The 20,578-nt window shown below is 57.4% G+C and carries 22 protein-coding genes and 1 tRNA gene; 15 read left to right on the top strand and 8 right to left on the bottom strand.

The features are described from left to right. Positions 1 to 11: 11 nt before the first annotated feature. Complete coding sequence (locus J5274_RS28855) at positions 12 to 350, top strand: hypothetical protein (RefSeq protein WP_257625750.1); 339 nt, start codon at positions 12 to 14, stop codon at positions 348 to 350. A gap of 57 nt (positions 351 to 407) precedes the next feature. Here the strand turns inward: J5274_RS28855 and J5274_RS18705 are convergent, their stop codons facing one another. After that, positions 408 to 635 carry a type II toxin-antitoxin system HicB family antitoxin gene (locus J5274_RS18705; protein ID WP_142831258.1) on the bottom strand — a complete coding sequence of 76 codons (228 nt, stop codon included), beginning with the start codon at positions 633 to 635 and terminating at the stop codon, positions 408 to 410. A gap of 98 nt (positions 636 to 733) precedes the next feature. Here J5274_RS18705 and J5274_RS18700 point away from each other — a divergent pair, with 98 nt between their 5' ends. From J5274_RS18700 to serA, 3 genes are all read left to right on the top strand, one after another. Continuing rightward, the gene (locus tag J5274_RS18700) at positions 734 to 946 is read left to right on the top strand and encodes a hypothetical protein (protein WP_153816491.1); all 213 of its coding nucleotides are present in this window, start codon (positions 734 to 736) and stop codon (positions 944 to 946) included. A gap of 164 nt (positions 947 to 1,110) precedes the next feature. Next, the gene (locus J5274_RS18695; protein ID WP_209187894.1) at positions 1,111 to 2,289 is read left to right on the top strand and encodes a phosphoserine transaminase; all 1,179 of its coding nucleotides are present in this window, start codon (positions 1,111 to 1,113) and stop codon (positions 2,287 to 2,289) included. A gap of 83 nt (positions 2,290 to 2,372) precedes the next feature. Beyond that, entirely contained in the window at positions 2,373 to 3,968 is a 1,596-nt protein-coding gene (gene serA, locus J5274_RS18690; protein WP_209187893.1) for a phosphoglycerate dehydrogenase, read from the top strand. Between the two features lie 69 nt (positions 3,969 to 4,037). Here the strand turns inward: serA and J5274_RS18685 are convergent, their stop codons facing one another. After that, complete coding sequence (locus J5274_RS18685; protein ID WP_219275467.1) at positions 4,038 to 5,000, bottom strand: glycosyltransferase; 963 nt, start codon at positions 4,998 to 5,000, stop codon at positions 4,038 to 4,040. A gap of 263 nt (positions 5,001 to 5,263) precedes the next feature. Between J5274_RS18685 and J5274_RS18680 the strand changes: the two genes are divergently transcribed. From J5274_RS18680 to J5274_RS18655, 6 genes are all read left to right on the top strand, one after another. Beyond that, positions 5,264 to 6,370, top strand: a complete 1,107-nt coding sequence (locus J5274_RS18680; RefSeq protein WP_209187891.1) for a mechanosensitive ion channel family protein — start codon at positions 5,264 to 5,266, stop codon at positions 6,368 to 6,370. Positions 6,371 to 6,722: 352 nt separating this feature from the next. Then, positions 6,723 to 7,013: a hypothetical protein gene (locus tag J5274_RS18675; RefSeq protein WP_374113755.1), complete on the top strand. Its 291-nt coding sequence runs from the start codon at positions 6,723 to 6,725 to the stop codon at positions 7,011 to 7,013. Positions 7,014 to 7,227: 214 nt separating this feature from the next. After that, positions 7,228 to 8,427, top strand: coding sequence for a tRNA 2-thiouridine(34) synthase MnmA (gene mnmA / locus J5274_RS18670; protein ID WP_219275465.1), 1,200 nt, complete (start codon positions 7,228 to 7,230; stop codon positions 8,425 to 8,427). 149 nt (positions 8,428 to 8,576) lie between these two features. Further along, positions 8,577 to 8,653 (top strand) — tRNA-Met (locus J5274_RS18665). A 210-nt stretch (positions 8,654 to 8,863) separates the two neighbouring features. Then, positions 8,864 to 9,214 (top strand): hypothetical protein, encoded by a 351-nt coding sequence (locus tag J5274_RS18660; protein WP_219275464.1) that lies wholly within the window; start codon positions 8,864 to 8,866, stop codon positions 9,212 to 9,214. 370 nt (positions 9,215 to 9,584) lie between these two features. Further along, the gene (locus J5274_RS18655; RefSeq protein ID WP_219275463.1) at positions 9,585 to 10,160 is read left to right on the top strand and encodes a hypothetical protein; all 576 of its coding nucleotides are present in this window, start codon (positions 9,585 to 9,587) and stop codon (positions 10,158 to 10,160) included. A 27-nt stretch (positions 10,161 to 10,187) separates the two neighbouring features. On the opposite strand, the gene J5274_RS18650 is transcribed toward J5274_RS18655, so the two are convergent. The 5 genes from J5274_RS18650 to J5274_RS18630 all read right to left on the bottom strand — a co-directional run bounded on the left by J5274_RS18650 (position 10,188) and on the right by J5274_RS18630 (position 13,408). Next, the gene (locus tag J5274_RS18650) at positions 10,188 to 10,451 is read right to left on the bottom strand and encodes a hypothetical protein (RefSeq protein ID WP_219275462.1); all 264 of its coding nucleotides are present in this window, start codon (positions 10,449 to 10,451) and stop codon (positions 10,188 to 10,190) included. A 9-nt stretch (positions 10,452 to 10,460) separates the two neighbouring features. After that, positions 10,461 to 10,781 (bottom strand): hypothetical protein, encoded by a 321-nt coding sequence (locus J5274_RS18645; RefSeq protein WP_219275461.1) that lies wholly within the window; start codon positions 10,779 to 10,781, stop codon positions 10,461 to 10,463. Further along, a complete protein-coding gene (locus J5274_RS18640; protein WP_219275460.1) occupies positions 10,781 to 11,716 on the bottom strand; it encodes a hypothetical protein in 936 nt (311 codons plus the stop codon). The genes J5274_RS18645 and J5274_RS18640 overlap by 1 nt, the downstream gene beginning before the upstream one ends. A 164-nt stretch (positions 11,717 to 11,880) precedes the next feature. Next, complete coding sequence (locus J5274_RS18635) at positions 11,881 to 12,183, bottom strand: hypothetical protein (protein ID WP_219275459.1); 303 nt, start codon at positions 12,181 to 12,183, stop codon at positions 11,881 to 11,883. 484 nt (positions 12,184 to 12,667) lie between these two features. Then, positions 12,668 to 13,408, bottom strand: coding sequence for an invasion associated locus B family protein (locus tag J5274_RS18630; RefSeq protein WP_219275458.1), 741 nt, complete (start codon positions 13,406 to 13,408; stop codon positions 12,668 to 12,670). A 713-nt stretch (positions 13,409 to 14,121) separates the two neighbouring features. On the opposite strand from J5274_RS18630, the gene J5274_RS18625 reads away from it, so the two are divergent. The 5 genes from J5274_RS18625 (at position 14,122) to J5274_RS18605 (ending at position 19,907) form a co-directional block, all read left to right on the top strand. Continuing rightward, entirely contained in the window at positions 14,122 to 14,973 is an 852-nt protein-coding gene (locus J5274_RS18625; RefSeq protein ID WP_209188273.1) for a CsgG/HfaB family protein, read from the top strand. Positions 14,974 to 15,282: 309 nt separating this feature from the next. After that, entirely contained in the window at positions 15,283 to 18,489 is a 3,207-nt protein-coding gene (locus J5274_RS18620; protein ID WP_219275457.1) for a hypothetical protein, read from the top strand. A 125-nt stretch (positions 18,490 to 18,614) separates the two neighbouring features. Beyond that, positions 18,615 to 18,953 (top strand): curli-like amyloid fiber formation chaperone CsgH, encoded by a 339-nt coding sequence (gene csgH / locus J5274_RS18615; protein ID WP_219275456.1) that lies wholly within the window; start codon positions 18,615 to 18,617, stop codon positions 18,951 to 18,953. 224 nt (positions 18,954 to 19,177) lie between these two features. Beyond that, positions 19,178 to 19,579 carry a hypothetical protein gene (locus J5274_RS18610; RefSeq protein ID WP_219275455.1) on the top strand — a complete coding sequence of 134 codons (402 nt, stop codon included), beginning with the start codon at positions 19,178 to 19,180 and terminating at the stop codon, positions 19,577 to 19,579. A 34-nt stretch (positions 19,580 to 19,613) separates the two neighbouring features. Continuing rightward, complete coding sequence (locus tag J5274_RS18605; protein WP_247749493.1) at positions 19,614 to 19,907, top strand: curli assembly protein CsgF; 294 nt, start codon at positions 19,614 to 19,616, stop codon at positions 19,905 to 19,907. A gap of 73 nt (positions 19,908 to 19,980) precedes the next feature. Here the strand turns inward: J5274_RS18605 and J5274_RS18600 are convergent, their stop codons facing one another. Then, positions 19,981 to 20,382, bottom strand: coding sequence for a hypothetical protein (locus J5274_RS18600; RefSeq protein WP_209188277.1), 402 nt, complete (start codon positions 20,380 to 20,382; stop codon positions 19,981 to 19,983). Positions 20,383 to 20,578: the final 196 nt, after the last annotated feature.

Raw genomic sequence — 20,578 nt, 5'->3', positions numbered from 1 at the left:
TGGCTGGATCTATGACCGGATCGCCGCGGCGTCCGGGAGCGTGCAAATTCTACCAAGACCTCGGTCAAACTCTCAGCGAAGCCGTGGCGATCATTGCTCGCTACGACTGCGTGAAGGATGCCAACCGCGAGACCCGCCGAGTTAGAAACAAGCGCTCTGAGACGGAAAGCCCGGACCCGGAGATACCGGAAGCCGGATTTCTCCCTTGGGACTATTATTGGGAGCTCCGATTATCTGAGGCTTCGGTCTGGTTCGGGCTAGCTTCGATCTCGAATCCCGAGCTTGTTAATTGGCTGCAGGTCACAGGCGTCGGGCTGATGCTCGAGGCAAAGAAAAACCCGAGGCGTTAACCTCGGGTCTCATGGGGTCGGCCTTCTTAGAAGCGCCGACTAAGCCGCCGAAGCCGGCTATGGACTCATACGATGATATTCCGAAGATGCGACAGGGGTATAGCGACCCATGTCGTGAGCGGTTTCAAGCCAACAACCGATCGCGTCCTGAACGTTCGCAGCGGCTTCCACGGCCGATTCGCCGTCAGACATGCAGCCGGGAAGATCTGGAACGGTAGCGATGTAGCCGCCGCCATCTTCTTTGGACAACGGCTCGATGATGATTTTATAATCGTAGCTTGCCATTTGGCAGTCCTGACAGCGTCGATGAACGCGATGAGTTTCTTGATGTATACAGCTTTTACGGGCCGTTTGAAACGTACGGTTAAAATCTCATTCTGAGAATGGTGTTTGACCTTGAAGTGGAAACCGTTGGTGGGCATCTCGCAAGCGATATCATGCTCGCGGCAAACCCCTTCAACATCCTGGATGCTCCAGTCGCCGTGCGGATTGACTCGCATCTTCTCAAGGCGTTTGGAGTTCCGTCTGAATTCGACGACCATCAACCGCCGCCGCCAACCGCAACGCCGCCGCCGTTTTTTTCTCGTTCGATGTGATCTTCCAAGGAATGACCGTAGTCGTCAAAAAGATCGAGGACGAAACTGTAGCCTTCCGAGGGGCCAACACGCCTTGGCTATTGCTCTTTTTCAAGGCCTCAAGTATTGATGACGGCGGGCCACCCTTCCCCAACGAAGGGCTTTCTATCTGAGAGGATAGCCTCATGACTGAGACCGCAAAGCCGGACATCCGTCCGCACAATACCCATTTTTCTTCTGGCCCCTGCTCGAAGCGCCCCGGTTGGTCGCTCGATGCTCTTTCCGATGCGGCGCTTGGCCGCTCGCACCGCGCAAAGGTCGGAAAGACCAAGCTCAAGCAAGCCATAGACCTTACCCGTGAAATTCTGAACGTACCGGCCGATTACCGTATCGGCATCGTGCCCGCCTCCGACACCGGCGCCGTCGAAATGGCGATGTGGTCGCTGCTCGGCGAGCGCGGCGTCGATATGGTGGCCTGGGAAAGCTTTGGCGCCGGCTGGGTGACCGATGTCGTCAAGCAGCTGAAGCTGAAGGATGCGCGCAAGATCGAAGCCGACTATGGCGAGCTTCCGGACTTGTCGACCATCGATTTCGACCGCGACGTCGTCTTCACCTGGAACGGCACCACCTCCGGCGTCCGTGTGCCGAACGCCGACTTCATTCCGGCCGACCGCAAGGGCCTGACGATCTGCGACGCCACCTCGGCCGCCTTCGCGCAGGACCTCGATTTTGCCAAGCTCGACGTGACCACCTTCTCCTGGCAGAAGGTTCTGGGCGGGGAGGGGGCACATGGGGTTATCATCCTCTCGCCGCGAGCCGTCGAGCGGCTGACGACGTATGTCCCTGCCTGGCCACTGCCGAAGATCTTCCGCATGACTTCGGGCGGCAAGCTGATCGAAGGCATCTTCACCGGTGAGACGATCAATACGCCGTCGATGCTCTGCGTCGAGGATTACATCGATGCGCTGCTTTGGGCGAAATCTCTCGGAGGCCTGAAGGCGCTCATCGGCCGGGCAGATGCCAATGCCAAAGTCATTGCCGACTTTGTCGCTGCCAACGACTGGATCGCCAATCTCGCGGTAAAGCCGGAAACAGCGTCCAACACATCCGTCTGCCTGCGTATCGTCGACAGGGATGTCTCGGCGCTCGACGAGGATGGCCAGGCTGCCTTCGCCAAGGGCCTTGTCGCGCTCCTCGAAAAGGAAGCTGTGGCATTCGACGTCGGCCATTACCGCGATGCGCCGTCCGGTCTGCGCATCTGGGCCGGTGCGACGATCGAGACATCGGACATGCAGGCGCTGATGCCCTGGCTCGCCTGGGCTTTCCAGACGCAGAAGGCAACGCTTTCCAAGGCCGCCGCCTGACCGAGCGATTCGGGCTCCGCCGAGAGGGCGGAGCCACAACATTTCATTGACTTCATCGCTGAACCCATTTTCAGGAGGCCATCATGGCACCTCGCGTTCTCGTATCCGACGAATTGTCGGAAACTGCCGTCCAGATTTTCCGCGACCGTGGCGTCGACGTCGATTTCCAGCCGCAACTCGGTAAAGACAAGGACAAGCTTGCAGAAATCATCGGCAATTATGACGGTCTCGCGATCCGCTCCGCGACCAAGGCGACGGAAAAGCTGATCGCTGCCGCCACCAACCTCAAGGTCATCGGCCGCGCCGGCATCGGCGTCGACAATGTCGATATCCCGGCCGCGTCCCGCCGCGGCATCATCGTCATGAACACGCCGTTCGGCAATTCGATCACGACGGCCGAACACGCCATTGCGCTGATGTTTGCCGTTGCCCGCCAATTGCCGCAGGCCGATGCCTCGACGCAGGCCGGGAAGTGGGAAAAGTCGAAGTTCATGGGTGTCGAAATCACCGGCAAGACGCTCGGCGTCATCGGTGCCGGAAACATCGGCTCCATCGTCATTTCGCGCGCCCTCGGGCTGAAGATGCACGTCATCGCCTACGATCCCTTCCTGTCCAAGGAACGGGCCGAGGAGATGGGCGTCACCAAGGTCGAACTGGAAGAGCTGCTTGCCCAGGCTGACTTCATCACCCTGCATGTGCCGATGACAGACAAGACGCGCGGCATCCTCAACAAGGAGGCGCTTGCAAAGACGAAGCCAGGCGTTCGCATCATCAACTGCGCGCGCGGCGGCCTGGTCGATGAGGCAGCCCTTGCCGAAGCCATCAAGTCCGGCCATGTCGCCGGTGCGGCCTTCGACGTGTTCGAGGTCGAGCCTGCCAAGGAAAGCCCTCTGTTCGGTCTGCCGAACGTCGTCTGCACGCCGCATCTGGGCGCTGCCACGACTGAAGCGCAGGAAAATGTCGCCCTGCAGGTCGCCGAACAGATGTCGGACTACCTGATGAAGGGCGCCGTTTCCAACGCCATCAACATGCCGTCCATCACGGCCGAGGAAGCACCGCTGCTGAAGCCGTTCATCCGTCTTGCCGACGTGCTTGGCGCCTTCGTCGGCCAGGTGACGGACGAGCCGATCAAGGAAATCGAGATCCTCTACGACGGCGTCACGGCCAACATGAACACCAAGGCACTGACATCGGCATTGCTGGCCGGCCTGATCCGTACCCAGGTGTCCGACGTGAACATGGTCTCGGCGCCGATCATGATCAAGGAAAAGGGCATCGTGCTGTCCGAGGTCAAGCGCGACAAGACCGGCGTCTATGACGGCTACATCAAGCTGACCGTCAAGACCGACGGCATGACGCGCTCGGTTGCAGGCACCGTGTTCTCGGATGGCAAGCCGCGCTTCATCCAGATCAAGAACATCAACCTGGACGCGGATGTCGGCCAGCACATGGTCTACATCACCAACACCGACGTTCCCGGCATGATCGGTTTCATCGGGACGACACTTGGGCAGGCCGATGTCAACATCGCCAACTTCCAGCTCGGACGCGATAGCCAGGGCGGCGATGCGATTGCGCTGCTCTACGTCGATGGTGCGATCAGCGCCGAGGTGCTGGCCAAGCTGACGGCGAACCCTGCCATCCGCCAGGCGCGGCCTTTGGTCTTCAACGTCGACTGATTTTCATATCCATCAGAATATAAAGCCGGCGCGAGCGATCGCGCCGGCTTTATGCGGTTTTGCGGCCAATCAAAGAATGCGACCGACAGACAGGTAGATGAGGCGTTTGATCTCTCGCCGCGCGCGGGTGGTCATGTCAAGGATGAGGGCAGTGAAGATGCTGAGAAACCCGAGCAGCACCATGCCGAGGCTGAGGACTGCCGTCGGGAGGCGCGGGACGAGTCCGGTCTCAAGATAAGTCATCAGGACGGGCACCATCAGCACGGTCGCAATGGTAAAGAACAAGAGGCCAAACAGGCCGAAGAACATCAGCGGCCGCTCTTCCTTGATGAGCTTGACGATCATCAGCAGGATACGGGCGCCGTCACGCACTGTGTTCAGCTTGCTGACCGAACCTTCCGGCCGTTCGCTGTAGGGTGTCGGCAATTCGGCGCAGGGCATGCGCAGTTCCAGCGCGTGTACCGCAAGCTCGGTCTCCGTCTCGAAGCCGCTGGACATGGCCGGAAACGATTTGACGAACCGGCGCGACAGGACTTTGTAGCCGGACAGCATATCGGAAAATTGCGGTCCGAAGATCCAGCGGACGATACCGGACAAAAGCCTGTTGCCGAACTGGTGGCCGGGTCGATAGGCACCGCTGAGTGTTGAGACGCGCGAGCCGTTGACGAAATCCAGCTCGTCTGAAATCAGAGCGTCAATCAGCATCGGGGCAAACAGCGCCGAGTAGGTGCCGTCACCATCGGCAAGCACGTAGATGTCGGCGTCGATATCTGCAAACATGCGACGAATGACATTGCCCTTGCCCTGCCGCTTCTCCACCCGGACGACGGCGCCGGCAGCACGGGCGATGGCGCCGGTGCCGTCGGATGAATTGTTGTCGTAGACATAGACGGCGGCACCCGGCAGCGACATCTGGAAATCGGCCACCACCTTGGCGATCGTCACGGCCTCGTTATAGCAGGGAAGCAGCACGGCGATCCGCTTCTGGCCGAAGGCTGCCGACGAGGGTTTGAATTCGGTGACTTCCAGCATTCGGCAGCTCCAGGACACAGAGGCTTTCCGTGCCAAAACTTGAAGCCAGCACGGGGCCTACAGTTCTAAAGGCGTGTCTTTAAGATTTGGTGCTGATGAGGGTAGCCGCGCCACTATTCCCGAACCGCCGAACGGGGATGGTTTATGAAATCTGAACGTGACTGAGGTGATATCTGCAAGCAACGGCTGTCTGCAGATTGGCTCGGAATGCAAATTTTGCAGCGCACCCTTTTCTATGCCGCACTGCACACTATTTTGGGGGCATGAAGGAATTTCTGGCAAAAGTTGACGATCAATTGAACTGGCTGCCCGGCTGGGTCGTCGGCTTCGTGCTGATCATTGCAGCGATCCTGTTTGGCCTCGTGGTCCACAAGCTGCTTTTCAACATGCTCACGCGGCTGGTCGCCACCTGGGATCTGTTCTGGCGGTCGCTGATCTCGCGCACGGAACGCCCGGCGCGTTTTGCCATTGTCGTCGCTGCGCTTGCTTTCGCGGTCTCGGTTGCGCCGTTGACCGAGGTCCAGGCGTCTTTGTTACGCCACGTCCTGCTCATCTGCTTCATCGCGCAGGTGGCCTGGATGAGCAAGTCGGCCCTGCACATCTGGATGATTGTCTACCTTCGGCGTTTCAAGCTCGATGCGGAGGACAACCTGCTTGCCCGCAAGCATGTGACGCAATCGAAGATCATGCAGCGCATCGGCGATCTCATGATCGTCATCGTGGCAATCGCCGCAGCGCTGATGACGTTTGAGCCGGTGCGTCAATACGGCGTCAGCCTGCTTGCCTCGGCCGGTGTCGCCGGCATCGTCCTCGGTCTTGCCTTGCAGCCGGTTCTGAAGAACCTGTTTGCCGGCATACAGCTTGCGATCACCCAGCCGATCCGCATCGACGACGCGCTGCTTGTCGAGGGCGAATGGGGCAATGTCGAGGAGATCACCTCGACCTATGTCGTGGTCAAGCTCTGGGACTGGCGCCGGATGATCCTGCCGCTCAGCTATTTCATGGAGAAGCCGTTCCAGAACTGGACACGCGAAAGCTCGTCGCTGATCGGCACTGTCATGATCTATCTCGACTACAGCGTGCCGGTGGCGGCGTTGCGCGCGAAGGTCGAGGCGATAGCGGCGGAATCTGCCTTGTGGGATCGGCGCGTGGTCAATGTCGCTGTGACTGATTTTCGCGAGACCGTGCTCGAAGTCCGCATTCTCGTGTCCGCATCGAGCGCCGGCCGGACCTTCGACCTTCGCTGCGAGGTGCGTGAAAAACTGATCGAGTTCATTCAGTCGGAACACCCGAAGGCACTGCCGCAGTTGCGCATGGACATGCGCGACCTGATGGCGCGCGAGGCGAACCAGTCGAGCCCTGCGGCGTAGGAATGCCCGCCGTTGTGGATGGATGCGATTTATAGGTCTCCGGTCGATGCTCGCGGTAGATCCAAGCGATAGTTTTCCTTAAAACACACAGTCGATTGCGTCGCTCAAGGCTGCAGTTCGAACCATTCACGGTAACGCTACGACAAAATCGAATTTAGGGCATTGCGTTTTGTCGCCCGGCGCCTCTATTCCGTCGTCTTTTCGGTGCCGTTCTTCGCACGTCTTTTTCGGTACTGGATGGTCTTTTATGAGGGCAGTGTTGCGTCGCTTTGCATCCAGCATGCTTGTTCATCTCCTGCTTGCGTCCGCCGCCATGGGCAGTTGGGCCTTTTATGCAAACCGCAGGTATCCGATGCCGCAGCCCCTGTCGGCCGGGCTCGTGCAGGGAATGCTGTCTGCGCTGCTCATGGTGATTCAGAAGTCGGCCATAGACGTGCTGGCAAGGCGCTTTCCTGGCAGTGCAGCGCTTTGGGCCCCACCGCTGATTACCGGCCTGGGTTCTGCAGCCGTTCTCATCCTGGTGCATCGTCTGGGCGGCACGCCGCGGATCGCACAGACCATTACCCTGCCGCTGATCGTTTCGACGAGCTACGCGACAATCTATACCTTTTGCATCGTTCGCGCGCGAGGCGAGACGCTGTGAGAACGAGAAAATGCTCTGTCAGCCGGCCGCCGAGCGGGCGGCTACCTGCGTTTGCGCTCCGGGCCTTGCGTGCAATGCCAATTCTTTCTATATCGTCTGCCAGAAACCGCAGATTTCCGGAGCCTCTTTTGGTCCGGCAAGCCAGATGTCGCCGCTCTGCGGGCATGGCGCGGAAGGTCACCAGAACGCGCGACAAGGGAACGGCAGGCAGACCGTGAATTCACTCGATTTCGACAAGCGTCCGGAAGATACCCGCATCGTCGTTGCCATGTCCGGCGGCGTCGACAGCTCTGTGGTGGCCGGCATCCTGAAGCGCCAGGGCTACGACGTGCTCGGCATCACGCTGCAGCTCTATGACCACGGAGCTGCCGTGCATCGTGCCGGGTCTTGTTGTGCCGGACAGGATATCGACGACGCGCGCCGGGTTTGCGAGACGATCGGCATTCCCCATTACGTGCTCGACTACGAGCAGCGCTTCCGCGACACCGTAATCAATCCCTTCATGGAAAGCTATGTGGCCGGTGAAACGCCGATTCCTTGCGTCTCCTGCAACCAGACGGTCAAGTTTGCCGATCTGCTGGCAACAGCAAGGGAACTCGGCGCCGACGCGCTGGCCACCGGCCATTACATCCGCTCGCGTCCGAACCCCTCTGCCGACAATCCCGGGCGCCGGGCGCTCTACCGGCCTGCCGACGCCGATCGCGACCAGAGCTATTTCCTGTTTGCGACCACGCAGGAGCAGATCGATTACCTGCGCTTTCCGCTCGGCGGTTTGCCGAAGGCCGACACCCGCGCTCTGGCCGAGGAGATGGGGCTTGTCGTTGCCAAGAAGGCCGACAGCCAGGACATCTGCTTCGTGCCGCAGGGCAAGTATTCCGACATCATTACCAAGTTGAAGCCGAATGCGGCGCTCGCCGGCGAGATCGTCCATCTCGACGGACGCGTACTAGGCGGCCACGAGGGTATTCTGCACTACACGATCGGCCAGCGGCGCGGCATCGGCGTTGCCACCGGCGAACCGCTCTATGTAGTTTTCCTCGACGCCCGCTCGCGCCGCGTTATCGTTGGCCCCAGAGAAGCGTTGGAGACGCACCGCGTTCACCTGCGCGATGTCAACTGGCTCGGCGACGAGGCGCTGGAAGTGGCCGCTGCGGGCGAGGGGTTCGCCTGCTACGCCAAGGTTCGCTCCACCCGCCAGCCGACGCCAGCCGTGCTGCACGTCAACGCGTCGGGCATCTATGTCGATCTCACGATCGGCGAGGCCGGCGTTGCTCCTGGACAGGCCTGCGCGCTCTATTCCGCACCGGGCGACAACGCACGGGTCTACGGCGGCGGCTTTATCGAACGATCTGAACGGGAGCCATCGGCCGAGGCGTCGCTCGCAGCCCTGCTGCGCCCGGCCTTCGCCGCCTGAGCCTTGCCACGCGCCCGGAACATTACCTGTTACTCGGCGCGTCGATTTTTGTCTCTGCCGCGCTTGACACTAAGGTGAAGGCGGTTTTATAAGCCGCTCAACCAAACGGACCTTTCGCCTCGAATTCAAGAGTGTCGCAAAGGTCTTGCGGCGGGGTAGCTCAGGTGGTTAGAGCAGCGGAATCATAATCCGCGTGTCGGGGGTTCGAGTCCCTCTCCCGCTACCAAAAATTCCTGATTTAAGTCAGAGCTTTAGCGGCTAAGGGGTGGCCTACGGGGCTTCTCCATGTTGCTTTCTTGTTGCAAGCAGCTTTCCTTGGTTTGCAGGCATTTCCACTGACACGCGGCGAATCCATGCGACATGGATCGCAACATGTAGCGGCAATATGTACCGCTAAGCCAAGGGCCAGTGCTGTGGGGTTATGGGGAACTGCGGCATGGTAAACTATCGCTTGACTACGGGAGCATTTAAAGGGGCTTTGATATGCGTGATCGCGTCGATCTCCTCGACACCGGCATTTGCCGATACCGTCACCGATGCATTTTTCATGTGTAAGGTTGTCGATGGAACTGGTTTAGCAACGGCCCCCTGTGAGGTCTCGGGCTGGAAGCAGACAGTAACAGCTTCTCTCGACATGAGCAGTGAAGATGCGCGTCAAGCATGTAAGATGCTCACCGATCTAGCACAAAAATATAACAAGCATTTTGAAGAAGGTAACTGGACCATTCAAATCAAATCGCCTTACAGCGGTGATAACTCGACAGCTTACTGCAATTTGCCGAAATGACCGGTGACCCGAGCCTCGTTCCGCCAAGCCGACATCGAACGAATCCTCCGGGCTGCCGCCAAGGTAGGGTCAACGGTGCAAATCGACATCCGGACCCTCGTCGTCACGATCCACCCAGCGAGAACGCAGTCAACTATTGAGCGTCCCTCCGGTCTTGCACCGGACGGCGTTGAGAACTGGAGTTTAAACGGTGATCCCGCACCCCGAACCAAAGCGCCTCGGTATGGTCGGGAGAACTGGGACGATTGGACTCGTTCGCGTTAACCGAGCAACACGGATTGCAACATACGGGAGGCTCTGCGACCTTCTACACCAAACCTTATTCCTACGATGGAGGAATGCCTTGGGCGATTCGTCTTGGACGTTGTGGTTGAGTATCTTTGGAGCGGTGACCGGCGGGGCTAGCATAGTCATATCAACCGCTGCTGCCTGGTTTTCGCGAAGGCAGGCCGTTGCAGCGGAAGGACCGCAGAAGCCATTCATCGAGGTTGTGAAAGCGGAGTGGGACAAAGAGATCGATGGCTGGTACCGGTTGGAAATACTGACGCGAAATGAAACCGGCAAGACTTGGCGAATGACGCGTGCAGCCGTTAAGCTACCCAGGCTCGCAAAGATAATTTCCATTGACAACATATCATCTTCAGATGCTGGTGGTCGCTACATGCCCATGCATCTCAGTTTGGTTGATCTGTCATCCATCGGAAACACTGCTCAACCTTCAACGAGGGTCGCGCCATATGGCACACGCTCAGACAATAATTACGTCGGCAGAAATGACACCTGCCTAGAAGAGTTTTTGGTTTACATCCCGCTCCGATCGCGGAGAAAGTCGGACATTCGCCTCTCCATATCGTTCATTCTCGAAGACAACACAGCAATTGCTCGCCCGAGATACATACAACTCGAAAGAAGAGTCGCTCCCAAAGCCATAAGGACAACCGTGTGAATTAGCAAAAGAGCCAGTTCGAACGTCTCAATATTCATTGCTGCCAACCTTTATCGTTTTTCTGTTTTCCGTCTTTAGGGTCACGAGCGCATCCATCGGCACCAGCTTGATCCGAAAGCTATTCCGCTGCTCTTCCGCCTGGCGATGCCGCCTGATCCGATCGGCCATGATGGCGGCCGTCCGGACCTCGTCACGGGTTGCCCCGTATTTCCGGCGAAGTACGCCGATCTGGACGTCAGTTAAGAAGCGGGGCTTGCCGAACGCAAGATGTTCGGCAATCACCAGCGTCATGGGGGAACCTCAATTGATGGCTCGGTCTGGGCCGACCGGCCGGTTCATCTCGATTGATGCAGTCCGCGTGCGTATGAAGAATTCCCTATTGAGGGCATCGCCCATCGGCTCACCAGTGACGGTCTGATGAACTACTGCGGCGTCGGTCATCATTTTCATGAACTGGTCTATCGAAATGAGTTGCGGCTCACGGAAGAAGCCAGTGAAGGCCTCCAGCATGGCGTCGGCTGCTTCATGCAGTGCAATGCTACTGAGGCGCTCAGCGGCCTCTCGGATGATCGACACAGGGCCGCCTGGCTTGTCGAAGTCGAATGTCACGAGGTCGCCCATCAGTTCTGCCCCTCCGATACAAGTTGCGCGGCAACCATCTGCTGAAGCGTGCCGCTGATGCTGCTCGCGATACCCTTGGAGTCCGTGGCGTGCGGCGCATTCACGTGGACGTCTCCGATGGTGACGCTGACGGGCTTGCTATTGCTGGTGTTGGCGGTGTTGTTGTTGACCGTTGATGATGCGTAACGAGCACTCGAAGCCCCCGCCAATACACTGTCGGCATATTCCTGACTTGCGGATGGCAGCCGTCCTACGCCCATCTTTCCGATGATGCCTTCGGCTTTAGCGCCCATCCAGGGCGACCATCCACCTTTCCGGACTTGAGCGAGGGCGAAATCTATTTTCTCCTTCCAAGTGCTGGAATTTCGCGCATCTAGGCCGGTGGCCTTGGTGAATTCGTCGCCAAGACCAGCATGAGGCATAGAGGGATTGATGCCGCCGTAATGAAGCTGAAACGGTCCGAAAGAAGATCCCCCATCGCCGCCACGGTCTGCTTTCGTTGGATCGAACCCTTTCAATCCTTCGTGGCCTGCTACGCGAAGCGCAATATTGGGATCAATTCCCAGCTTGCTTGCGGTCTTTCGGAAGTAGGCAACCACGTCAGCGTTCGAACCCGAGAGACTTGGCTCGCCCGATGCTGGCGCGCGCGGTACCCATCCGCCGCTTGGAGACTTGTCTGTACTGGGCTTGGCTGGAGTGCTGCCGTTATTGCCGCCTGAAAACCACGAAGTCAGTGTGTCCCACCATCCACCGCTGCTAGAAGTCCCGGATTGTCCTGCAATTGTGACCGGCATCGGGTTGCTTTTATTAACGGGCCGTCCATCAACGGTAGTTTCAGCTTTAGCGCTGATCTGCTGGGCGACTGTCTGGATCGACCCATCCCGATTTCGAGCGCTTGTTTCATCTTTGGCGTATGCATCGCGGTCTCCCGACATACGATGCCATCCCGCTAGGCCAAGAAGCAAACCCGCGGGATGGCAAAGCTGACCCGGCTCCGCCGAAAAGCAGCAGAGGCTGTCCAGTTGCGGCTGTTGTCTCGGACACCGGCCGCTGGTCCGCCCGTGCTGGAAAGGACCGCGACGGCCGCACAGGAGATTTATCATTCGCTGTCCACCTTTGCGGTGACGCTCTTCAGCATCACGCCCGTGTCGACCAAGGGTTTTTGGGAAGCACCATAATTGGTCTTTCCCGCCTCGACGCGAGCGGAGGCTTCCTTGATCAATTGGCCGAAAGGCATGTCCCGATATTTCGGCTGGCTGCGCATCCCTCTCAGCATGACGGTGACGGGGCTGAGAGCCGGCGCGTAGGTATCGATGATCGATTGCTGGATGTCGCCGATGATCCCCTCGCCAAGCTGCCCGAGGGCATTCACCGGGTCATTGCCGGTATTTTCCAGCGCCACGGCAAGCTTGTCGGCCCATTCGTTGCTGTGATCAGCTATTGCAGATCAAAAAAATGGCCTAGGCGGCGTCTTGCCGTGGCCGTATTCATCAAGGGCTGCGACCATCGCCACTGAAGTGCCATCCGGATACGATCCCCGCATCGCGATGAAGCGAACCTACAGACTGATGCTGGGCGCTTCGCATTACGATTTTGATATACCTTCGATGAGAAAGCGGAGCAGGTCTTGGAAACCATCGCGTGACGCCAACCCAAGGCGAAGCAAGTGACACCGCGAGAAAGTTGAAGGATACGTCGTTGAGCATCGAGAATCACGCGACCCGATTGAGATCGCTGGATGCCTTGATGCTCGACGAGAGGCAGCGGCTGGTTAGCCAGCTAGCCACTGTTGTTCGCAGCCCGACCGAAGAAGTCGCCCGCAGGCCGGATCTCGTCGGGCGGCTGCATGACACAGAGGTCGTGGCACGCTGTCGCTCAGCGGCGCCTCACTTGCCGGCAGCAGGTTTCCACCTCGCGACGTCAGCAAAGCCCGCAAGCGGCAGTTTGATGGCAATTGTCTTGCCCTCAACCGTAGAGACAGTGATGGTGGCAACAGATTTCACTTTCATGTCCTCGATCATCGCGGCATCCACGTTGCCTTCAACGATGCAGCCTTGCGGCGTGCACCGGCTCACCGGCATTGTCGTTGTATAGCCACCCTCGATGTCGATTTTGATCCCCGCCTTAAGGGAGATACCGAGGGGGACAGCCATCTGCATGGCTGTTACCTTTCCATCGGGGGTGGGGGCCAGGCTCATCACGAGAACGACCTGCTTGCCATCCGGCGACCGGACGCTCCCGGACGCCTGACAGATCTTTCCTTCCTTCTCGATGGATGCACATTGCTGCACCCAGGTCGGCTTGTCAGGAGACGCTGTGGTTGAGCGAGAACTGACGACATTGGGATCGGTTGACGGCGACGGCTTGTCGCGATTGGGGGCCATCGGGCGTCGGCTGATACCCTTGTTGAGGATCTCGCCACCCTGATCGCTGGCACTTCCATTGAGAATGGGGGCCCCTGTGGTCGACCGCTGTGCTGGCGTCGAAAACAGCGGGCCGGTCCCTTGCTGGGCCTGTGCGCCAGCAATACCAAGTCCCAAGAATGACGCGATCGCCAAGATTATTGGAATCCGGTGGATATTCGACCGCATGATTTTGAGCTCCTTGCTTCTTGCTTTGTCATTCATCGAATACATCAATTTGTCAAACGTTTCATGCCGATTGATCTTCAATACAGAAATGCATAATAGACACCTTTAATAATTCTCTTGGGAGAGGAATAATACGGTGGTTTTTTATAAGATTTTTCTTGTTGGCCTGTGCGTGTTTCCCGTTCTGACGGCGAAATGCGAAGCCCAAGCCTATCTTGATCAAGCGACGCCAGGTCGAGGGAGCGCCTACGTGGAGCAGGTACCGGCGACAGCACGTCCGATACCCCCAGTGATCGTGAGGCCGAGCGAAACAAGTCGTTTGGCAAGCCGTCCTCGCCCACACCAAGCGTCCGTTCTTCACTCCCACCTACCAAGTGTAGGTGATGGATCTGCTGCAGTTGTCAAAGTCGAAAGCGATAAAGAGGAATGGCCAACCGTTGGAAAAGGTGCCGTTACATTAAATTGAAATAAAGATATGAAATAGAAAGTTTGCGTGACAATAATTTTGACACACCTGGATAAGTTCCGGAATAGACCCAAAATTGAGACTCACAAAAATATTTGAATATTCTATGAGTGCCAGAAGCTGCAATCGTGGTGATCTCATTTTGGGCCGTTAAGTAAGCAAAATGCGAAGAAAGTACGATTCAGGAGTGTTTAGGCAAATATACGCATAAATTTGAATGTGTATGCAAGAATATCGATACTTGAAAATAACTTAGAATTGTCGTAAAATTGCCGGGGGAAGTATGAAGTTCAGGATTATCGCTGTGTCGGTCATGGGCTCCATGCTCCTTTCGAGCTGTCAGACAGGGCAGAAGCTCGACACTCCGGCTGCGGCTCTCACGTCGGCGACCAAAACCACCGCAAAGGTACTGACGCTTCCCGAGCCGGAAATGCCGGTCGATGTGGCTGTATATGATTTTCCGGATTTGACCGGGCAGGCCAAGCCAAACGACAGCTTCGCGGAGTACAGTCGTGCCGTTACTCAAGGCGGATCCGCCATTCTCGTCGACGTCCTAAAGAAGACGGGAACCGGTAATTGGTTTCGGGTCGTAGAGCGCACAGGTCTCAAGAACCTCGTCCAGGAGCGGACGCTCATTGAAAATACCCAGAAGTCTTACGGGCAAAAGGCCAGCCTACCGCCGGTGCGCTTTGCGGGTATCCTTCTGGAGGGTGGCATCGTCGGGTATGACTCCAACGAACTCTCCGGCGGGGCAGGGGCAAAGTATTTGGGTATTGGCGGGGATCTGAAATACCGCTCAGACGTGGTCACCGTCAGCCTTCGTGCGGTCAGCGTTCAGACGGGAGAGATTCTCGCGTCCACCACCACCACGAAGCAGATCTTCTCTGTGTCCGTCCAGGGTAGTGCCTACAAGTTCGCCACAGCAAATCAGTTGCTCGAGGTCGAGATGGGGCAGGCCCGGAATGACCCAGGTGCGCTTGCTGTGCGCGAGGGTATCGAATTGGCGGTCGTTTCGCTTGCCACCGAAGGTGTGCGCCAGGGGTTATGGCATCTGAGGGATCGCAGCCAAGAGATGCAGTTCATCACCTCCTTCCGGAAGAAATACGCCGACGCGCCGATTTCCGCTCAATGGTAACACTTTAGTTTAGGCTATAAAGTACCAAATTATGCCGCCCAGTATAGTGCTGGGCGGCGTCGCTGTTTGTAGTACGTAAAGAGCCTACAATAGCTTAAATAATATCAAATTTGAAAACGGTCGACCGGCAACATGTTGTAAAACAGATTACGGCTCATTTTTGGGCTCTAAAAATTCTAAGTTAACTAATTATGAACTCTTTTGTACTGGCGTCTTGTTAAGGCACGCATCGCGGTGCTAGTAAATATTTGTTAATGATTTTTAGAGAAAGCGCCGAATTGATGGCTGCTTCAGATGTGGGAGAAAATAATGAGAGTTTCAATCAGTAAGACTTCATTGCTAGCGGGCGTTGCTATCGCCGGGCTAGTCAGTGGTGCATCTGCAGCCGAATTGAAGAACAGCGCTTTCATTGGGCAGCTGAACGACAATAACTTTGCTTATCTTTCGCAGAGCGGCATTGTCGGTCAGGTTCCGACCGCAGGCAGCAACAGCGGCTTTATCTACCAGTACGGCAGCAACAACTTCTTTCTGCCGACAGTCGGTGGCATTCAAAGCGATGCCCAGGTCGGCCAGAACGCTCTCGGCGTCGAGCAGATGGGCAATAACAATTTCGTCGGCAACAACTTTCAGCAGCTTGGCAACAATGTTGGCGGGATCGGCCAGTTCGGGGACGGAAACGTTGTCGATACCTTCCGTCAGCAGGGCGCCAATCGGGCGATCATCTTCCAGGGCGGCGACAAGAACCTGGCGCGCACTGTGCAGGATGCAGGCGCGGCAACTAACGATTCCGGGATTGTGCAGATCAACCCCCAGGCCGGCACCATCGGCAACTTTGCCGAGAACGATCAACTCGGCCAGACCGGATCTTCGTTTGCAGGCGTAGTGCAGGTCGGGTCGCAGAACTCGGCCTACAACACGCAGACCAACGAAACCAACTCTTTCGCGACGATCGTTCAGGACGGTACGTCAAACCTTGCCGCCAACCAGCAGACCGGCATTGGCTTTGGAGCAGTTGAATCGCTCAAGCTCGGCGTGCAGACGGGTGGTGTCAATAACAAGGCCGCCATCGTTCAGTCCGGCACCGCCAACAGCGCGTTGAACGTTCAGGATGTTTACTCTATTCCGGGTCTGTCGATCAACGGCACGAATCTGACCGCTGGCATCTCCCAGAACGGGATCGGCAATGTGGGCGTGAACGCACAGCAAGGCAACAACAATGCTGCTTCGATCGTGCAGGACGGCGTCGGGTTCAATGTTGGCGCAAACACGCAGATCGGCCAGGATCTGAGCGCCGGAATCGCCCAGAGTGGCTTCTTTAACGTGGCCACCAACGCTCAGTTCTCGGGCAGCAGCAATGCGGGCATCATCCAGTCGGGTACGCAGAACACCGCCGCAAATAGCCAGATCACGACCGTCGGCAATGTGGTGATCGGGCAGTCCGGAGATAAGAACGTTGCTGCCAACAGCCAGCTTCGCGGTGGCACGACCACCTTTGCCAACAATGAAACGATCGGCCAGAGCGGTAATGGCAACCTTGCCATCAACGGCCAGACCGACGGTCTCGGAAACATCGCTGGCACCATCCAGGTCGGGGACGAAAACAGCGCCCTGAACATTCAGACCAGGGGCACGTCCATGGCGACCGCGATTGTCCAAAAGGGCAACCGCAATGGTGCGGTCGCTACGCAGACGGACAGCGACAACGCGGTTTCAGGCATCGCCCAGACAGGAAACTTTGGAACGGCGTCCAACATACAGGCAAATTCGGCTGGTGCTCAGGCTTCGATCATTCAGGGCGGCCAGACCAACGGCGCCGCGAATTTGCAGACGAGCAGCGCTGGCGCGTCTGCCGGGGTCCTTCAGACCGGCAACAACGGAACAGCTGTCAACATCCAGAACCTGTCGGCAGCAACAGCTGTAATCGCGCAGTCCGGCACGGGTGATCAGGCCGGAAACCTCCAGGATGCATCGAGCGGCGCCAGTGCCCTGATTGTCCAAAGCGGAAACAACGACACCGCCAACAACATTCAGGTTCAAGGTTCCAGCTCGTCGGCAGCGATTGCTCAGTCCGGCTTGTCGGACACGGCGTCTAACCTGCAGACGAAGGGCACCCTCGGTTCGACCGCCGTCATCGTCCAGACCGGCGACTACGGCAAGGCTGCGAACATTCAGTCAGCGTCGACAACATCCAACGCGGTAATCCTGCAGGATGGTCGTGACAATGTTGCCGCCAACTCGCAGAGCTTGACGACGGGCTCGAACGCTCTGATCGTTCAAGGCAATGGCAATTCCAACAGCGCGACAAACCTTCAGGACAACGTTTCGGGCTCCAGCGCACTGATCGGCCAGACGGGCTCCAACAACGCTGCCGCAAACGTCCAGCAGGCAAAAAGCGCCAATGTGACGGCAGCAATTGCCCAGAACGGCAGCAAGAACACGGCGACCAACACCCAGGGCGAAACCCAGGTCGCGTCCATCGTTATAGCTCCGTCTTTCGATCGAACAGAGCAGCAGTCTCGGATTGGACTGAAAAACGACGTTGTCAATCGGCAAGGCCCCTTCACTATTGGCCTTTCAGGCTCGCCCACGGTCCTGACAGGTGCGGGATCGGCGCCTGCCGTCGACTCCCAGGCTGTGATCGCCCAGAACGGGAACGGCAATACTGCTGGAAATACTCAGGTCGGCAGACTGCTTGCGCCCGCAAGTGGTGTGGCCAGTCTCACAACGACGCTCTATTCGGCTACTCCCACGACCTCTTTGGGGAAACAGGTTAAAATTCCATTTTTTGGGACGTTCCAAACCTACAATCTGACTTGGAACCAGGCCTCGACCACATCGACGTTCAGCACCAATTTTCAGAACCCACTCGGTGAGTTGAGCGTGCCGACGGTGGCATCCAGCGCTGGCATCGTCCAAAGCGGCGATGAGAACACGGCCTTCAACTTCCAGACGGTCACCGCCGGGTCTTCGGCCGCCATTGTCCAAGTCGGCAAGGCGAACACCGCCATCAACGCTCAGACGACGTCAATTGGGGCACTCGCAACCGTCATCCAGGGTGGCAATAACAATGCGGCGATCAATACGCAGAAGGGCGCCTATTTCTCCGCTGCCGGTCTCATTCAGTCCGGTGACAACAACTTTGCAACGACGACCCAGGTCGGAAGCTTGGGCAACGCGTCGCTGACCTATCAGAACGGTAGCAACAACGTTGCCGTGACGACCCAGTCGAACACTGTCGGGAGCCAATCGCTCATCCTGCAGAACGCCAACCACTCTCTGGCGCTCGTGGATCAGACCGGCGCCGGTCGCAATGGTTCGCTCGTCGCTCAGGCAGGCGATTATTCAAACGCCTGGGTCAACCAGAACGGCGGCGATAATAGCTCGACGGTTCTCCAGCTTGGCCAGGGCGGGGGCACATCTGCAAACGTTGCTGTCGTCAGCCAGTCCGGCAATGGCAATGCCTCCTTCGTCCAGCAGACCGGCCGCGGAAACGTTGCCTTCGTCAGTCAGAAGTAAGACTTAAGCCCTCGCGAGGCGCCCCCGGGGCGCCTCGCATCCCCCCAGAGGTTCAGATGCTAACGGTTAGGCACATGATGCTTTCTGCGGTCTTCTCGGCAAGTCTTTCCACAGGTGCAGCTTCGATGAATAGCCGGACCCTTTTTGGAACCACCGACGACACGCGCATCAAGGCATGCGGTATTGCCGTCCTCGGAACCGATTGGGCAGAGTTTTCGCCATTCATTCAAGCTGCAGACGATTTCAACGGCAGCTTCGAGATTGGGGTCGTCAAGACCTCGCGCTCCGGAACAAGCCAGACGCGACAGACAAATCGTATCCATGTAGGTGTTTTCGCCGGGACCCAAATTCGGCTTGATCGACCCGCATCGGTTGCTCTGCAGATGAAGGTCATGGACGAAACGGGAAAGGTGGTCTGCCATCTGGCGCAATCCATCGAGCTTGATGCCGCGAGCAACCTCTAGAAGTTCACGAGTAAAAGGGTGGAATGATGCAAAACTCAATCAAACGATATGCCAAGCCTATGTCAGGCCTTTGCCTCGCGCTTGCTCTCGCGTCGGCGCCTGCTTTTGCCTCTGAGCCCTTACTGATGGACGCAGGTAATTCGGCCTCGACAGTCATTTCCCTGATGTCGCCGATCGCGGCCTATGCGGCACCGAACGCAGGGTCCTCGACACAGATACTGCAGTTGGGCACCGACAATTCTGCAACGTCGGGCGTGAACGGTCGGAACAGCCTTTCTGTCATCCAGCAGTCGGGCATCAACAACCGCGCGGTTCAGGCGGTGGAGGGCGACAATTCCGCATTGTTGCTCGTCCAAGGCGGGTCGAACAATACTGTCAGCCAGGTCGCTAAGGGAAACAACGACTTCCAGCTCGTGGGCGTCTCGGGCAACAACAACCAGGTTGCTTATGTCCAGGCCGGTGACAACCTCGCCGGTGTGTTGGACGTCCGCAATGCACAGAATACGACAGTCTTGGCCATCCAGACGCAACAAAGCGGCAACTACCTTATGCCGACCGGTCTCAACGGCCTTAGCAACGCGAATGTTGTGATTGTCCCTGGAAAGATGTATGTCTTCAAGAAATAAATATCTCTCGCAAAACTTACTAAGGAGTCACTTCATGCGTTTGTTTAAGATGGTTGCCTTGTCGGCGGGAATTGCCATAACTGCTGCAGCTTCTGCGTACGCGTCACAACTCGTCTACACGCCCGTCAATCCAACATTCGGCGGCAGTCCGCAGAACGGAAGCTGGCTCCTGTCACAGGCAAGTGCCCAGGGCAAGGCAGCGTCGGGATCGGGATCGTCAGGGTCTGGATTCTCTATCGACTTTCCAAGTTTTGGCACCGTCACGCAGCCGGCGGCAGCAACGACGACGCTCCCCGATACAACGACCAATTCCGGCACAACCAACTGAAAGCCGCATCTTCGATTCATACTTGCATGACCGCTTCCACCGCGCTCAAGCAAGTATGATCGAGGCAAGGGTTTCAATGTTGATGAATGATCGCGACGTTGTTGCGACCCTGTTGTGATACGAAAGCCTGGTTGCCGATACTGCTCTGTGTGATCGTCGCCGTGTTATACGTGCCGCTTTGCTGGATGAAGCCGATATTGCCGGATCCGCTCTGCTCTATGCTGGCCATATTGTACTCGCCGACCTGAAGCGTGTTGGCCAAATTGCCAGACGTTGGGCTGTTTGCGACGCTCGGCATCGAGGCGCTCATATCCATAAGCGGCTTCATGATTGCGGATGTGCTGAGGCTGGAGAAGCCTGTTCCAGATACCTGCTGGATGAAGGCAGGCGAGGACATGTAACCGTCAGCGGCATGGCTCGCATTGGCAAGCAAACCAGTGACGACGATGGTTACGCCAGCAAGTAAAAGCTTCATTTTTATCTCCCGATGTTTTCTCGTGACTGAAACCTACATGGTTTATGTTAAAATATTGCTGGACATATTTGATTAATAGACCGTTTCAATCCCATTCATATTTTATGCTTAAGGGTGTCCTGAGGCGAAGGGATATAAGGTGTTCAGGCAAGTGGGACCAACCGCGCGCATCACCACCTGAAAATGCACGATGCAG

The organism is Rhizobium sp. L51/94 (genome assembly GCF_019355555.1).
GTDB classification, from domain to species: Bacteria; Pseudomonadota; Alphaproteobacteria; order Rhizobiales; family Rhizobiaceae; genus Rhizobium; species Rhizobium rhododendri.
This window is presented reverse-complemented; position numbering and strand designations above follow the sequence as displayed.